The organism is Cupriavidus yeoncheonensis (genome assembly GCF_905397275.1).
GTDB classification, from domain to species: domain Bacteria; phylum Pseudomonadota; class Gammaproteobacteria; order Burkholderiales; family Burkholderiaceae; genus Cupriavidus; species Cupriavidus yeoncheonensis.
The window spans coordinates 247,062-261,846 of record NZ_CAJPUY010000008.1 but is presented as its reverse complement, the minus strand read 5'-3'; the positions used below and the strand labels follow the sequence as shown (position 1 = coordinate 261,846).

Below are 14,785 nucleotides of genomic sequence, written 5' to 3'. Positions count from 1 at the left end.
GATCACCAGAGCCCTGACCGCCTACCAGAGATCCTTACCTTCGCATGCTTCCATCCATTCGCTCAAAGATTCAGGCCATTTCCACCGGCATCGTCGTGACTGCCCTGGCACTGACTGCCGGCGTGACGTATGTCATCGTTCGCAACAGCAATCTCGAAACGATTCAGCAGAACCTCGACGCCATCGCGACAGGCCATGCCCTGGCGCTCGATGAGTGGGTCGCGGCAAAGGCCACGATGGTGAGTGCCGCGGCCGAACAGATTGCCCCTGGCGATCCGCAGGGCATTGTCCGCCAGTTGCAGAGGGCCGGCGCATTCCCGATTACCACGGCTGGCTGGAAGGACAAGTCCTTTGTCGCCAGCAAGGACCGGATGCCGGAAGGCTTTGATCCGACCGCGCGCCCCTGGTACAAGGAAACCGTGGCGGCCGGGAAGCAGATCGTGTCCACGCCCTACGCCGATGCCGCGAGCGGCAAGCCCTTTGTCTCGTTCGCCGCACCGATCGTGCGCAACGGCGCATTGGAGGGCGTGGTATCGGCGGTCGTGTCTCTGGATGGCGTTCGCGCCGTCGTTGCCGCGGTGCATCCGACCCCGCAGAGCCTGGGCTTTGTGGTGGACAAGGACGGAAACATCCTGGCACACCCGCAGGACAAGTACCTCCGGAAGCCGGCGATCGAGCTGTCGCCGGCACTGACGCCGCAGACTCTGGCCTCGCTGACGAAAGAGACGACACCGCTTGAGGTGGAGCTGGACGGCGCGTCAAAGCTGCTGCGCGCCAAGCCCATCCATGGCACCAACTGGCAACTGGTAGTGGCGCTCGACAAGACAGAAGCCACGGCGGCCCTGGACAGTGTGGTCAAGGCCTCGACCATCGCCATCGTGCTGTTGGCGGCCATTGCCGCGGTGCTGAGTGGCGTGCTCACCGCGCAGGCATTCAGCCGGCTATCCGGCGTTCGGGATGCGATGAACGAGATCGGATCCGGCGACGGGGACCTGACGCAACGCCTGCCCGCCGCAGGCCGCGACGAGGTGACGCAGATCGCGGTCTCCTTCAATACCTTCGTCGAAAAACTCGGGGGCGTGCTGTTGCGGATCCGCCATGGCAGCGAGTCCGTGAAGATTGCGACCAGAGAAATTGAAGCCGGCAATCAGGATCTGTCGCGCCGGACCGAAATGGCGGCCAGCAATCTGGAGGAGACTGTCGCTTCGCTGTCCGAATTGACTGGCTCGGTGAGACGATCCGCCGAGGCGACGGTGCAGGCCACACGTCTTGCCTCATCCGCCAGCGAGGCCGCGGCAAGAGGGGGTACGGTGGTTTCCGATGTGGTGGCGACCATGGAGGACATCGCGCAGTCTTCCGCGAAGATCGTGGAGATCATCGGTGTCATCGATGGCATCGCCTTCCAGACCAATATCCTGGCACTGAATGCGGCCGTTGAAGCGGCGCGCGCAGGCGAGCATGGGAAGGGCTTTGCAGTGGTGGCGAGCGAAGTGCGTGGCCTGGCCCATCGATGCGCGACCGCCGCCAAGGAGATCAAGGCGCTGATCGAGGCATCCGATGTCAGCGTCCAGTCGGGCGCTCAACGTGTCCAGGCGGCGGGCGAGGCGATGAAAGAGATCGACGATGGTATTCGCCGGGTCACTGCGCTGATTGGTGAAATCAGCACGTCCATGGGCGAACAGGCCACGGGTATCAGCCAGATCAACCAGGCTGTTGAAGAGATGGAGCAGGCAACGCAGCAGAACGCCGCCTTGGTGGAGCAGGCGACCGCGGCCTCCTCGCTGTTGAACGAGCAGGCCCACACGCTGGCGGAGGCCGTTGCAGAGTTCAAGCTCGGCGCGGGGGTAAGGTAGCTGGCGTCGCTGTTTCGCAGGCGTAGCCCGCAGGGTTTTGATTTGAGCGGGAGTTGGTGCTTCTGGCCGGGGAGTCTTGATTTGACCGGTCGTCGACCTTGGCCGACGCTGCCGTTTCGCCGGCGTAGCCGGCGACCTCCTTTTGCCCGAGCGGCAAAAGGAGGCAAAAACGCGTCTTCGGGTACGGTTCACCCACATAGGTAACAGAACAGTTCAAGCACATAGGTAACAGTTTTCTACGCTGCGCTGCGCGCGGCTCGGAGGAAAACAGTAAGGGCGATATGGGGAAGTGGCGAGAGGGGGTGGGAAGCACCGCGCCGGCAACGTTGATGCCGCCCGCATCCCGACTAGGACGCGCGCGCAGCGCAGCCGAAGGCGTCCGACCGCTGGCGCTGTTGGAACGCTGTACCCGAGTCCAACTTGGGGATCGTACAAAAGCCGGTTATCGGAGGCACAGGTTCTGACTCACTAGGCGTAGCAGGTTCGAACGGCGATCACGTTTCGCGAGACCAACGCCGCAGGAACCATAGAAGCGCCTCGTTGATAGCCAGCCGCTCAGGCGACGCGTTTCTTGCCTACTTCTTGTCGCTCGGACAAGAAGTAGGTCGCCGGCTACGCCGGCGAAACGGCAGAGTCTGCCAAGAACGACACACCAATCAAAACCCTACCGGCTACGCCGGCGAAACAACAGCGCATGCCAAGCACGACGAGCCCCCCCGCCGGCTACGCCAGCGAACCAGCGGCGCCTGCCAAGAACAACAGCCCAAGAACCTTTACTTCGCCGTAGGCATCGCGAACTCCGCCCCCCGCGTCGTATCGTCGGGCCAGCGCTGCATGACGCTCTTCTGGCGCGTGTAGAACCGCACGCCTTCCTCGCCATAGGCGTGCATGTCGCCGAACAGCGAGCGCTTCCAGCCGCCAAAGCCATGCCAGGCCATCGGCACGGGGATCGGCACGTTGATGCCGACCATGCCGACCTCGATGCGGCGCGCGAACTCGCGCGCAACCTGGCCGTCGCGCGTGTAGCAGGCCACGCCGTTGCCGAACTCATGGTCATTGACCAGCTTCACGGCCTGCGCGAAATCGCCCACGCGCACGCAAGACAGTACGGGGCCGAAGATCTCTTCCTTGTAGATGCGCATCTCGGGGGTGACGTTGTCGAACAGCGTGCCACCGGTAAAGAAGCCTTGCTCGTGTCCCGGCACCTTGTAGTTGCGGCCGTCGACCACCAGCTTCGCGCCTTCCTCCACGCCGAGCGCAATGTAGTTCTCGATGCGTTCGAGCGCCTGGCCGGTGACGACCGGGCCCATCTCGGCGGCGGCATCCATGCCGTTGCGGATTACCAGTTCGCGCGCGCGTGCCTCCAGCTTCGGCATGATCTTGTCGGCGACGTCCCCGACCAGCACCGCGACCGAGATCGCCATGCAACGCTCGCCGGCGGAACCGTATGCCGCGCCGATCAGGCCGTCCACGGCCTGGTCGATGTCGGCGTCCGGCATCACCACCATGTGGTTCTTGGCGCCGCCCAGCGCCTGCACGCGCTTGCCCAGACGCGCGCCGGTCTCGTAGATGTAGTTGGCGATCGGCGTGGAGCCGACGAAGCTCACCGCCTTGACATCGGCGTGATGAAGCAATGCGTCGACCACGGTCTTGTCGCCCTGCACGACGTTGAACACGCCGTCGGGCAGGCCGGCCTGCTTGAGCAGCCGGGCCATGAACAGCGACGCCGACGGGTCGCGTTCGCTCGGCTTCAGGATGAAGCAGTTGCCGGCGGCGATCGCCACCGGGAACATCCAGCACGGCACCATGCACGGGAAGTTGAACGGCGTGATGCCGGCCACCACGCCCAACGGCTGGCGCAGCGTCCAGTTGTCCATGCCGGTCGAGACCTGATCCGTGAAATCACCCTTGAGCAACTGCGGGATGCCGCAGGCGAACTCGATGATGTCGATGCCGCGGCTGACTTCACCGGCGGCGTCGCTCAAGACCTTGCCGTGCTCGGCCGTGATGATGGCGGCCAGCTCGTCCTTGTGCTGGTTCATCAGCTCCAGGAACTTCAGCATGACGCGGGCGCGGCGGATCGGCGGCGTGTCGGCCCACCTGGGGAATGCCGCCAGCCCGCTGGCCACCGCGGCATCGATGTCCTCCACCGTGCCGAGCCGGACCTGCCGCGCCACCGCGCCGGTCGCCGGATTGAACACGGCCTGCGAGCGCGTGCCTGAACCCGCGAAGCGTTCGCCGGAAACGAAGTGGATAACGTCTGCGGAATCGCTGTAGGGCGCGGTCATGGAAATCTCCTGTGCGGGTCTGGCGGGCCTGCTAAGGCCGCCTGTCTGGGAATGAGGCGAGTGTAGGAAGGCGGGGGATACACCGCTAGCCACCCGGCGCCGAACTCACTGTTCAGGATTTTTTGATACTGGCATGCTATAGATGCGAACTATAGGCGCTGCATGTGATGCGAAAGGAGCCAGAACATGACAAAAACCAACGTAGAGGAGCTTTGGGAGCACCTGCACTGGCTGGTAGTGCTGCAGCAGCAGGGCAGTTTCAGCAAGGCTGCCGCGCGGCTCGGTGTGAGCAAGGCTTCGATGAGCCAGCACATCGCCGACCTGGAGAAGGCCGCCGGCATCACGCTCGTGCAGCGCACCACGCGCAGCGCCACGCTGACGGATGCCGGCCGGCAACTGGTCGATTCGATGCGGGGCGCCTTCGAGCAGATCGCCTCCGGCTACGCCAATGTCCGCGACCTGGCGGGCGCCCCGCGCGGCTTCCTGCGCGTCACCGCGCCGGTGGCGTTTTCCAGGCAGCAACTGGTGCCGCTGCTGCCCGGGTTCCTGCGCCGCTATCCACAGATCCAAGTCGAGCTGGACATGTCCGACCGCCTGCGCCCGCTCGCGCAGGAAGGCTTTGACATTGCCGTGCGGCATACGTCCGCGCCGCCCGAAACCCATGTCGCCTGGACGCTGGCGGCCACGCGCACGGTGCTGGTGGCCAGCCGGTCCTACCTCAGGACGCGAAGCGCGCCCGAATCGCCCGAGGCACTGGCCGATCATGCCTGCCTGCACTATCCCCGCCGGCAAGGCACCGCCACGTGGACCTTTGTGCCGGAGGCGCAGGATGCGGGGGACGCGGGCGCGGGGCATGCCGATCCGGTCACGGTCCCCGTTGCCGGCCCGCTGGCGGTCAATAACAGCGAGGCATTGCGCGATGCCGCGATCGAAGGCCTCGGCATCGCGCTGCTGCCGGACTTCAGTGCCCAGTCGGCGCTGGCAAGCGGGAGGCTCGTCGAACTGCTGCCGCAGTGGCGTGCGACCGGGGCATTCGGGGACTGGCTCTATGCCATCCGGCCGTATTCCGCACACGCGTCGCGCGTCTCGCAGGTGTTCGTCGAGTATCTGAGGGAGTCGTTCTCGCAGGGATTCGCGTTCCGTCCACCGGCCCAGGTCTGACAGTCCGGCGCAATGAGGTATCTGTAAGTCACATTGCGAGCTTAACTTCAAAAAATATCAACTTATATCCAATTGATTCAGAAATATCGATTACTTAAACTTTATTCAACCCAACCACAGAAGACCACGGCCGGAAAAGAACGGTCGGGTACGGAGACAGATGCTCGGTTCGGAACTCGTCATTCGTGCGCTGGCACGCCGGGGTGTGACCACCATCTTCAGCCTGTCCGGCAACCAGATCATGCCGCTCTACGATGCGTGCATCGATGCCGGGATCCGCATCGTCCATGTCCGCCATGAAGCCGCGGCCGTCTTCATGGCGGACGCTTGGTCGCAGGTGACGGGCGAACTCGGCGTGGCGCTGCTGACCGCCGCGCCGGGCATCGCCAACGGCATTGCGCCGCTGTTCTCGGCTGCGCAGGCGGAAAGCGCCGTGCTGGTGTTGTCGGGCGACTCGTCCGTGGCCGAAGACGGCATGGGTGCGTTCCAGGAGCTGGACCAGGCTGCCATGACCGCGCCGCTGACCAAATGGTCCAGGCGCGTGACCGATGCCAGGTCGCTGGTGTCCACCCTGGACACCGCCGTGTCGACGGCACTAGCCGACCGCCGCGGCCCGGTTCACCTTGCACTGCCGTTCGACCTGATGACGCGCGAATCCGGCCTCGATGCCTTGCCCGCGCAGATGCCCGATGCAAAGCCGGCGGAGCCGGCCGCGAACACCATCGAGACCATCGCGCAGTTGCTGGGCCAGGCACGCCGGCCGCTGATCCTCGCCGGGCCCTCGCTGTGCCGGGACCGGATTCGCCGGGCCCTGCCGGCACACAGCCAGGCCCTGAACGCGCCGATCGTGCCGATGGAAAGTCCGCGCGGATTGCGCGACCCGTCGCTGGGCGCGATCGCCGAGGTCGTCGCGGAAGCCGACCTGATCGTCCTGCTCGGCAAGCGCCTCGACTTTACGGTCGGGTTTGGCCGCGAGAGCGTCTTTGGCAAGACGGCGCGTGTCGTGGCGATCGACCCGGACGTGGACATGCTGCGCCGCGCGGAAAGGCTGCTCGGCGACCGCCTTGCCGCGCGCTGCGTGTCGGATGTGTCGGTCGCGCTCGAGCGGCTTGAGCAAGCGTCGCGACCGCCCGGGCACGATCGCGTCGCGTGGATCGAGCGTGTTGCATCCGCCCGTCTCGAACGCGGCACGGCCCCGGCCGGATCGAAACGGGATATCCATCCGCGTGCCTTGTGCGAATCCGTCAATCAATTCCTCGGCGGTGTACCCGAACCGATCCTGGTCTGCGACGGCGGCGAGTTCGGCCAGTGGGCGCAGGCGTTCTGCACCGCGCCGACGCGCATCATCAACGGGGTGTCCGGCGCGATCGGCGGCGGCATCTGCTATGCCATCGCCGCGAAGATCGCCCGGCCCGGGGCCACGGTCGTCCTGCTGATGGGCGATGGCACCGCCGGCTTCCACCTTTCCGAGTTCGACACCGCGGTACGCGAACAGGCCGGCGTCATTGCGGTGATCGGCAACGACCTGCGCTGGAACGCGGAACACGTCATCCAGCAGCGCACCTACGGCGAAGACCGGCTGATCGGCTGCGGGCTGAGCGCCACGGCGCGCTATGACGCCGCGGTGGCCGGACTGGGCGGATTCGGTGCGTTCGTCGAGCGCATCGATGCCCTGGCGCCGGCGCTGCAGGCGGCGCTCGGCAGCGGCAAGCCTGCCTGCATCAACGTCCGGATGGAAGGCGAGCCCGCGCCGGTGTTCGCGCGCAACCAGGCCGGTGCATCGGCGCATTGAACGACACAAGGGGGGAGACAGTGATGGAGGCGACAAAGGCCGCGCAGCGCATGCTCACGGTGCGCATTGCACGCGGCACCGAAGAGGGGAGTTTCACCACCTACGAGGTGCCATGGCGCGAGAACCAGACCGTGCTGGATGTGGTCACCGAGGTGCAGCGCCGCCTCGATCCGACGCTGTCCTACCGCTTCGCGTGCCGCGTGGGCGTGTGCGGCTCCTGCGCGATGACCGTCAACGGCCGTCCGCGCTGGACCTGCCGCACGCACGTGAGCCGCGTGGAAGAGGACGGCGTGATCGTGATCGAGCCGCTGCGCAATATGCCGCGCATCAAGGATCTCGTGGTCGACATGTCGGAGTTCTTCGACAAGTGGAAGAAGGCCGGCAACACCTTCGTCGGCACGGCCACGCGCGACGACCCGCCGGCGGCCGTGTCGCCGGCCAGCCGCAAGCGCAAGATGGCCGACGCCGCGATCGAATGCATCAACTGCGGGGTCTGCTATGCGGCCTGCGATGTGGTGTCGTGGGACAAGGAGTACCTCGGCCCGGCCGCGCTGAACCGCGCCTGGACGCTGTTCAACGACGAGCGCCACGCGGACCCCAAGGACGTGCTGCGCAAGGCGACCTCCGGCAGCGGCTGCAATGCCTGCCATACGCAGGGCAACTGCATGACGCACTGCCCGGTCAGCCTGAGCCCGACGGGCAGCATCGCGGGCCTGAAGAAGAATGCGCTGCTGCAGTTCCTGAAGGGAGGGGGCTGACCATGGAGCAGCGTCTCTTCGCCCTCCAGCGTCTTACGGCCATGGTCATGGCGCCGTTCGTGCTGGTGCACCTGGGCGTCATCCTCTACGCGGTGCGCGGCGGGCTGACGGCGGCCGAGATCCTCTCGCGCACGCAGGGTAGCTGGATCTGGATTCCGTTCTATTCGCTGTTCGTGCTCAGCGTGGCGGTCCACGTGCCGATCGGCCTGCGCAACATCCTCATCGAATGGGCGCGGCTGAGCCGCAGCGGCGCATCGGTGGTGTGCCTGCTGTTCGGCCTGGTGCTGCTGGCCATGGGGCTGCGCGCGGTGGCGGCGGTCGGAGGGCTCTGGTCATGAAGTCACCACGCAACCATCGCGCGTACTGGGCGTTCCTGGGCCATCGGCTCTCGGGGCTCGCGCTCGGCATCTTTCTTCCCGCGCATTTCTATGTCCTCGGCCTCGCGCTGGACCAGCGTGCCCGCATGGACGCGTTCCTGAAGTTCGCCGACATGGGCGCGGTCAAGTTCGGGGAATGGGGGCTGGTGCTGCTGCTGTCCATTCACATGTGCTTCGGCCTGCGGCTGCTGGCGCTGGAACTGCTGCCGTGGAGTTCCACGCGCGACGCCCGGCTGTCGTGGATCGGCTGGGGCGGTGCGCTGTCGCTGCTCGTCGGCGTGGTCTTTGCCCTGGGGGTAATCTGAATGCAAATCGAAAATCACAAGACGGACATCCTGATCCTCGGGACCGGCGGGGCCGGCCTGTTCGCAGCGCTGCACGCCAAGAAGGCCAACCCGGCGCTGAAGGTGTCGGTGGCGGTCAAGGGCCTGCTCGGCAAATGCGGCTGTACGCGCATGGTGCAGGGCGGCTACAACGTGGCGCTGTCCTCCGGCGATTCGGTCGAACGCCACTTCATGGACACGATCGAGGGCGGCAAGTGGCTGCCCCGGCAGGACCTGGCCTGGCGGCTCGTGGAAGGCGCGGTCGAGCGCGTGCGCGAACTCGAGAACGAGATCGGCTGCTTCTTCGACCGCAATCCCGACGGCACGCTGCACCAGAAGGCATTCGCGGGCCAGAGCTTCGACCGGACCGTGCACAAGGCCGACCTGACCGGCATCGAGATCATCAACCGGCTGATGGAGCAGGTGCGCGCGCTCGACGTGGAAGAGATGGAAGAGCATCGCGCGATCGAGTTGATCCCCGCCGCGGACGGTTCCGGCATCGCGGGCGTGCTGTTCATCGACATGCGCCGCGGCACCTACCGCTTCGTGCAGGCCAAAGCCGTGCTGCTCGCGACCGGCGCGGGCCCGACCATGTATCGCTATCACACGCCGTCGGGCGACAAGACCTGCGACGGCCTGGCCATGGCGATGCGCTACGGCCTGAGCCTGCGCGACATGGAGATGGTGCAGTTCCATCCGACCGGCCTGCTCGGCGGCCCCGATACCCGCATGACCGGCACGGTGCTCGAAGAAGGCCTGCGCGGAGCCGGCGGCTGGCTGCTCAATGGCGACGGCGACCGCTTCATGACCAACTACGACGCACGCGGCGAGCGCGCGACGCGCGACGTGGTCAGCCGCGGCATCTACGCCGAGATGCGGGCCGGCCGGACCGGACCGATGGGCGGGGTCTACATCCAGATGAGCCACCTCGGGCCGGAGAAGGTCGCCAAGACCTTCCCGGGCATGGTCAACCGCTGCAGCGACTGCGGCTTCGACCTGGCGGGCGGCCGGGTCGAGGTGGTGCCGACGGCGCACTACCTCATGGGCGGTGTCGAGTTCAATGTGGACTGCAGCACCGCGTCGCCAGGACTGTTCGCCGCCGGCGAGGACTGCGGCGGCGTCCATGGCGCGAACCGCCTCGGCGGCAACGGCGTGGCGAACTCGACGGTGTTCGGCGGCATCGCGGGCGACGCCATGGCGGCCTATGTCCCGGGCGTGCGGCAATGGAAGGAGCCGGACCGCCGCGTGATCGAGCGTGGCATCGCGCGCGCCGAGTATCCGTTCTCGAAGCCGGCGGGCGCGATCCACGAACTGCGCGACGCGCTCGCGCAAACGATGTGGGACGACGTCGGCGTGCTGCGCCATGAAGCGGCGATGCAGCGGGGGCTCGAATCGATCGCGTCGCACCAGCGCGCGTTGATGGCTATGGGTGTGCCCGACGGCGACCGGCGCTACAACGTGACGTGGCATGACTGGCTGAACCTGCAGAGCCTGGTGGACATGTCGCGCGTCATCACGGTGTCCGCGCTGGCGCGCGAGGACAGCCGCGGCGCGCATTTCCGCGAAGACTTCCCCGAGACGGGCGACCTGCACGGCAGCCGCTACACCCGCGTGAGCGCCGATGGCGACGATCTCCGCCTGGAGATGGTCCCCGTCAAGTTCGATATTGTCCGGCCCGGCACGTCGCTGATCAGCGGCGAAGCCGGCCAACCCCCGAAAGTTGCCGCATAGAGGACCGCTACGATGACCATTTCCATCGATCGGGTCGAGGAAGCCGCGTTCGAGATCATGAAACGCGCCGCGATCGAGATCCCCAAGGACTACAAGCAAGGCATCCAGGCCTTGCAGAAGACCGAGACCGGCAAGCTGCCGCGCTTCGTCATCCACGCGATGCAGGACAACTGGGAAGCTGCCGACGAGGACCGCCGCCCGATGTGCGCGGACACCGGCCTGCCGCGCTACTACGTGAAGGTCGGCAATGAGGCAGCGGTCCAGCGCGGCTTTGTCGCCGTCGAACGGGCGCTGCGCAAGGCGACCGCCGACGCGACGCTGGCCGTGCCGCTGCGGCCGAACCGCGTGCATCCGCTCTGGCGCACCGACAACAATAACAACGTCGGCATCAACGCGCCGGAGATCGAATGGTCGTTCGAGCCGGATGCCGACTGGGTCGAGATCACCACGGTGCACAAGGGCGGCCTGTTCGGCACCGACTACCGCATGCTGTTCCCCGGTGACGGCATCGACGGCATCAAGCGCTTCGTGCTCGATACGCTGATCGCGTTCGGCAAGCGCGGCCTGGCGTGCCAGCCGGCCATCGTCGGCATCGGGCTGGGGGGCTCCAAGGATACATGCATGCAGCTCGGCAAGCAGGCGGCCTGCCTGCGCGTGGTCGGCGACCGCAATCCCGACCCGAAGATCGCCGAACTGGAGCTGGAACTGATGAAGCTCGGCAATTCCATCGGCATGGGGGCCATGGGCTTTGTCGGTTCCTCGATGGTGGTCGATTGCCACATCGAGGTCGGCCATACCCACACCGGCGGCATGCCGATCAGCCTGCATACGTTCTGCCTGTCGTCGCGGCGTGCCACGGCACGCATCCACGCGGGCGGCGAGATCGAATACCGCACGGACCCGCAGTGGTTCACCCCATACCTGCGCAGGGAGACAGTCGAATGGTAAGCCCGCAAGACGATGACCTGAAGGTCTTCCACATCAACCTCCCTGCGACGACGCAAGACATTGCCAGCCTGGAGCTGGGCGCTGCCGTCTACCTGAACGGCGTGATCTACACCGCGCGCGAGGGCGTCTACAAGAAGGTGCTCGATGAAGGCCGCGAGCCGCCGGTCGAGCTGCGCGGGCTCAGCAACGTCAACTTCCACTGTTCGCCTGCGGCCGCACCCGATGGCAAGGGCGGCTACAACGTCGGCGCGGTGACCGCCACCGCGAGCTTCCGCTTCTCGAAGTGGATTCCGAAGTGGATGGAACAGACCGGCTGCCGGATCTTCATCGGCAAGGGCGGCATGCCCGCCGACGACTACAAGCGCGTGCTGGCGCCCGGCGGCGCGGTCTACCTGACGACAGTGGGATACGGCACGGGCGCGCTGCTGGGCCGCGGCATCAAGCGCGTGCGCGATGTGTTCTGGCTCGACGAGCTTGGCATCGCGCAGGCGATGTGGATGTTCGAGGTCGAGAACTTCGGCCCGTTCATCGTCGAGAGCGATCTTGAAGGCAACTCGCTCTTTGCGCAGCATGCCGAGGTCATCAACGCCGGTATCGAGAAGCTCTACGCCGGGCTCAAGCCGCCCGCGCTGCATCGCTACGGCGAGACCGACGACCGCAAGAACGAAGTGATGTAACTCCCGCACTCCCAACACACAGGCACCGGCAAGGAACGGACATGATCATCGATTTCCGACTGCGGCCGCCACTCGGCGGCTTCCTGAACACCCTGATGTATTCGGCCGGCGAGCGCCGCGACGGCTTCACGCGCACGGTGGGCTTCGAGCCCTCGCCGGCCGCGCAGCAGCAGTCGATGGACCTGCTGATGCAGGAGATGGACGCTGCCGGCGTCGACAAGGGCGTGGTCGTGGGGCGCCTTGCCGGCACGCTGGGCAGTGTCTCGAATGACGATGTGGCGCGCATCGTGCGCGACTATCCGGGGCGGTTCATCGGGGCGGCGTCGATCGATCCGACCAGTCGCGTCGCGGCCTGCAAAACGATCTCGGATGCCGTCGCCGGCGGCTTCAAGGCCATCAACATCGAGCCCGGTTCGTACCCGATCCCGATGTACGCCGACGACCGCCGCCTGTACCCGATCTACGCGCATTGCGAAGACCTGGACGTGCCGGTGATCCTGATGGTGGGCGGCACCGCCGGTCCCGACCTGAGCTACTCCGACCCGATACGCACGGACCGCGTGCTCACCGATTTCCCGAAGCTGAAGGTCGTGGTGGTACACGGCGGCTGGCCGTGGGTCACGGAGATTCTCCACATCGCCTTCCGCCGGCCGAACCTGTACCTGTCGCCGGACATGTACTTCTCCAGGATGCCCGGCTGGGAGGAGTACGTGAAAGCGGCCGATACCTTCCTGGCCGACCGGATGCTGTACGCAAGCTCGTTCCCGTTCTGTCCGGTGCGCGACTACAGGCAGTGGTTCGAGACCCTGCCGATCCGTGCGGAGAACATGGAGAAGGTCATGGGCGGGAATGCACGCCGCCTGCTGGGGCTGTAGGGCGCTGCACGTGCCCATGCGGCACAATGACGGCGCACCGAACCCCCTGATACCGAGTCGAATATGGACGTCAAGACGCTCTACACCCTGGTCGCCATCGCGGATCGCGGCAGCTTTGCCGAAGCGGGCAATGCGATCGGCCTGTCGCTGTCCGCCGTGAGCATGCAGATGCGCGCGCTGGAAGAAGAGCTGGGCATGACCATCTTCGACCGCAGCCGCAGGCCGCCGATCCTCACGGACGCCGGGCTCGCCTTCACCCACCGCGCGCGCGACCTGCTGACCCACTGGGAAAGCATGAGCGCGGCGCTCAAGCGCGAAGCGGCAGGTGGTGTGCTCAAGCTTGGCTCCGTGCATACGTGCGTCTCCGGGCTGCTTCCGCTCGCACTGAAGCGGCTGCAGCAGCAGGGACATCGCATCGACATCCACCTGACCACGGGACTGACCCACGATCTTGAACGTGCCGTGCAGCGGCGCCAGCTCGATGTCGCCGTGGTCACCGAGCCCGAGGTGCCGCGCCTGGACCTGGAGTTCACGCCGTTCTTCAACGAAGAGTTCGTGGTCATCACGCATGTGACGACGCGCGGCGACTCGGACAAGGGGGTGCTCGAGACCACGCCTTATGTGCGTTTCAACCGCACGGCGCGCGTGGGCCTGCTGGTGCAGGAGGAAATGGTGCGCCGGCAGATTGCGGTGCGGTCGACCATGGAGATCGACACGCTGGAGGGCGTCATCGCCATGGTCGCGAACGGCCTCGGCTCCTCGGTGGTCCCCGCGCGCGGCGTGCAGAACGAGTTTCCCGCGTCGATCCGCACCATTCCGTTCGGCGCGCCGCCGCTGATGCGCAGGCTCGGCATCCTGGTGCCGCGCGACAATCCGCGCGCCCACCTGTCGCGGCTGCTGCTCGATGCGCTGACAGCCGTCACCGCGCCGGCCAGCGCGCCCGACGACACCCGGCCCAGGCTGGTGCGCAAGCGTTAGCGATGGCGACGGTGCGATTCTCCCTGCGGCAACTCGAACTGTTCTCGGCGGTGGCCAGGACAGGATCCACGGCGGCCGCCGGGGAAGAGGCCGCGCTGTCGCAATCGGCCGTCAGTGCCTCGGTGAACGAACTGGAGCAGCTGCTCGGCGTCACGCTGTTCGACCGCGTGTCCAAGCGGCTGGTCCTCAACGACGCCGGCCGCGCGCTGCAGGAGCGCGCGACGCGCCTGGTGCGCGACGCCAGGTCGATCGAGCGCGAGTTTTCAGGGGGCAGTCCGCCGTGCCACCTCAAGGTGGCGGCGAGCACGACCATCGGCAATTGCCTGATCCCGAGGATCCTTGCCGATTATCAGGAGCAGTACCCCGACCGGCGCGTCGACACGCATATCTGCAATACGCAGGAAGTCATCCGCGTGGTCGCGGAAGCGCAGGTCGATATCGGCATCATCGAGGGGCCGGACGCTGGCACCGACCTCGTCAGCCTTCCGTGGCGCGATGACGAACTGGTGATCGTCGCGTCCCCGAGCGACGCGCTTGCCCTCGCGCAGCGGGAGAGTGGCGGTCCCGTGCCGGACGAGCAACTGCGCGATGCCAGGTGGTTGTTCCGTGAAGAAGGCTCCGGCACGCGCGATGCGGTCAGGAAGGCGCTGCAGCCACATCTGGGCCCGTTGTGCCCGCACATGGTTCTGGGAAGCTCGGAAGCGATCCGGCACGCGGTAGCGCTGGGGCTGGGCATCAGTTGCCTGTCGCGGCTGCTGGTGGAGTCGATGCTTGAACGGGGAGCGCTGGTCCGGTTGCGCACCGGGTTCCCAAGGCTGATGCGGCCGTTGTCGGTCGTGTTGCATCCGGCAAGGTCGATATCGGCGCCGATGTCGCAGTTCCTGGGGCTGCATCGAAGCGGATAGTCGAAGAACAAGAACGGAATAAGACAGGGATCGTGCATTTTATTTAAATGCGCGATGCGGTGTGTTTATCTGAATTTTATTAACCAGTTTCATTGGTGATATTGACTTCAATATTCCGT

The 14,785-nt window shown here is 66.0% G+C and carries 13 protein-coding genes; 12 read left to right on the top strand and 1 reads right to left on the bottom strand.

Annotation, left to right across the window (positions count from 1 at the left end; translation table 11 throughout):
* Window positions 1-44 precede the first annotated feature (44 nt).
* The gene (locus KHO22_RS13410; protein ID WP_211947618.1) at window positions 45-1,853 is read left to right on the top strand and encodes a methyl-accepting chemotaxis protein; all 1,809 of its coding nucleotides are present in this window, start codon (window positions 45-47) and stop codon (window positions 1,851-1,853) included.
* Window positions 1,854-2,626: 773 nt separating this feature from the next.
* Here KHO22_RS13410 and KHO22_RS13405 read toward each other — a convergent pair.
* Window positions 2,627-4,141, bottom strand: coding sequence for a CoA-acylating methylmalonate-semialdehyde dehydrogenase (locus KHO22_RS13405; RefSeq protein WP_211947617.1), 1,515 nt, complete (start codon window positions 4,139-4,141; stop codon window positions 2,627-2,629).
* A gap of 186 nt (window positions 4,142-4,327) precedes the next feature.
* Between KHO22_RS13405 and KHO22_RS13400 the strand changes: the two genes are divergently transcribed.
* The 11 genes from KHO22_RS13400 (at window position 4,328) to KHO22_RS13350 (ending at window position 14,666) form a co-directional block, all read left to right on the top strand.
* On the top strand, window positions 4,328-5,302 hold the full coding sequence (locus KHO22_RS13400) for a LysR family transcriptional regulator (RefSeq protein ID WP_211947616.1): 975 nt from the start codon (window positions 4,328-4,330) through the stop codon (window positions 5,300-5,302).
* Between the two features lie 160 nt (window positions 5,303-5,462).
* Entirely contained in the window at window positions 5,463-7,094 is a 1,632-nt protein-coding gene (locus KHO22_RS13395) for a thiamine pyrophosphate-binding protein (protein WP_211947615.1), read from the top strand.
* 23 nt (window positions 7,095-7,117) lie between these two features.
* Window positions 7,118-7,852, top strand: a complete 735-nt coding sequence (locus KHO22_RS13390) for a succinate dehydrogenase/fumarate reductase iron-sulfur subunit (RefSeq protein ID WP_211947614.1) — start codon at window positions 7,118-7,120, stop codon at window positions 7,850-7,852.
* A gap of 2 nt (window positions 7,853-7,854) precedes the next feature.
* Window positions 7,855-8,190, top strand: coding sequence for a succinate dehydrogenase/fumarate reductase transmembrane subunit (locus tag KHO22_RS13385; RefSeq protein ID WP_211947613.1), 336 nt, complete (start codon window positions 7,855-7,857; stop codon window positions 8,188-8,190).
* Window positions 8,187-8,534, top strand: a complete 348-nt coding sequence (locus KHO22_RS13380) for a succinate dehydrogenase/fumarate reductase transmembrane subunit (RefSeq protein ID WP_211947612.1) — start codon at window positions 8,187-8,189, stop codon at window positions 8,532-8,534. Before KHO22_RS13385 ends, KHO22_RS13380 begins: the two co-directional genes overlap by 4 nt.
* Entirely contained in the window at window positions 8,535-10,283 is a 1,749-nt protein-coding gene (locus KHO22_RS13375; protein WP_211947611.1) for an L-aspartate oxidase, read from the top strand.
* Between the two features lie 12 nt (window positions 10,284-10,295).
* Window positions 10,296-11,231 carry a fumarate hydratase gene (locus KHO22_RS13370; protein WP_211947610.1) on the top strand — a complete coding sequence of 312 codons (936 nt, stop codon included), beginning with the start codon at window positions 10,296-10,298 and terminating at the stop codon, window positions 11,229-11,231.
* Window positions 11,225-11,908 (top strand): fumarate hydratase C-terminal domain-containing protein, encoded by a 684-nt coding sequence (locus KHO22_RS13365; protein ID WP_211947609.1) that lies wholly within the window; start codon window positions 11,225-11,227, stop codon window positions 11,906-11,908. The genes KHO22_RS13370 and KHO22_RS13365 overlap by 7 nt, the downstream gene beginning before the upstream one ends.
* 41 nt (window positions 11,909-11,949) lie before the next feature.
* Window positions 11,950-12,783, top strand: a complete 834-nt coding sequence (locus tag KHO22_RS13360; protein ID WP_211947608.1) for an amidohydrolase family protein — start codon at window positions 11,950-11,952, stop codon at window positions 12,781-12,783.
* Between the two features lie 63 nt (window positions 12,784-12,846).
* Window positions 12,847-13,761: a LysR family transcriptional regulator gene (locus tag KHO22_RS13355; RefSeq protein ID WP_211947607.1), complete on the top strand. Its 915-nt coding sequence runs from the start codon at window positions 12,847-12,849 to the stop codon at window positions 13,759-13,761.
* A gap of 2 nt (window positions 13,762-13,763) precedes the next feature.
* Window positions 13,764-14,666, top strand: coding sequence for a LysR family transcriptional regulator (locus tag KHO22_RS13350; protein ID WP_211947606.1), 903 nt, complete (start codon window positions 13,764-13,766; stop codon window positions 14,664-14,666).
* Window positions 14,667-14,785: the final 119 nt, after the last annotated feature.

Coding starts and splice junctions, on each gene's coding strand:
- KHO22_RS13410 (WP_211947618.1), top strand. CDS start 45: ATGCTTCCATCCATTCGCTCAAAGATTCAGGCCATTTCCACCGGCATC.
- KHO22_RS13405 (WP_211947617.1), bottom strand. CDS start 4,141: ATGACCGCGCCCTACAGCGATTCCGCAGACGTTATCCACTTCGTTTCC.
- KHO22_RS13400 (WP_211947616.1), top strand. CDS start 4,328: ATGACAAAAACCAACGTAGAGGAGCTTTGGGAGCACCTGCACTGGCTG.
- KHO22_RS13395 (WP_211947615.1), top strand. CDS start 5,463: ATGCTCGGTTCGGAACTCGTCATTCGTGCGCTGGCACGCCGGGGTGTG.
- KHO22_RS13390 (WP_211947614.1), top strand. CDS start 7,118: ATGGAGGCGACAAAGGCCGCGCAGCGCATGCTCACGGTGCGCATTGCA.
- KHO22_RS13385 (WP_211947613.1), top strand. CDS start 7,855: ATGGAGCAGCGTCTCTTCGCCCTCCAGCGTCTTACGGCCATGGTCATG.
- KHO22_RS13380 (WP_211947612.1), top strand. CDS start 8,187: ATGAAGTCACCACGCAACCATCGCGCGTACTGGGCGTTCCTGGGCCAT.
- KHO22_RS13375 (WP_211947611.1), top strand. CDS start 8,535: ATGCAAATCGAAAATCACAAGACGGACATCCTGATCCTCGGGACCGGC.
- KHO22_RS13370 (WP_211947610.1), top strand. CDS start 10,296: ATGACCATTTCCATCGATCGGGTCGAGGAAGCCGCGTTCGAGATCATG.
- KHO22_RS13365 (WP_211947609.1), top strand. CDS start 11,225: ATGGTAAGCCCGCAAGACGATGACCTGAAGGTCTTCCACATCAACCTC.
- KHO22_RS13360 (WP_211947608.1), top strand. CDS start 11,950: ATGATCATCGATTTCCGACTGCGGCCGCCACTCGGCGGCTTCCTGAAC.
- KHO22_RS13355 (WP_211947607.1), top strand. CDS start 12,847: ATGGACGTCAAGACGCTCTACACCCTGGTCGCCATCGCGGATCGCGGC.
- KHO22_RS13350 (WP_211947606.1), top strand. CDS start 13,764: ATGGCGACGGTGCGATTCTCCCTGCGGCAACTCGAACTGTTCTCGGCG.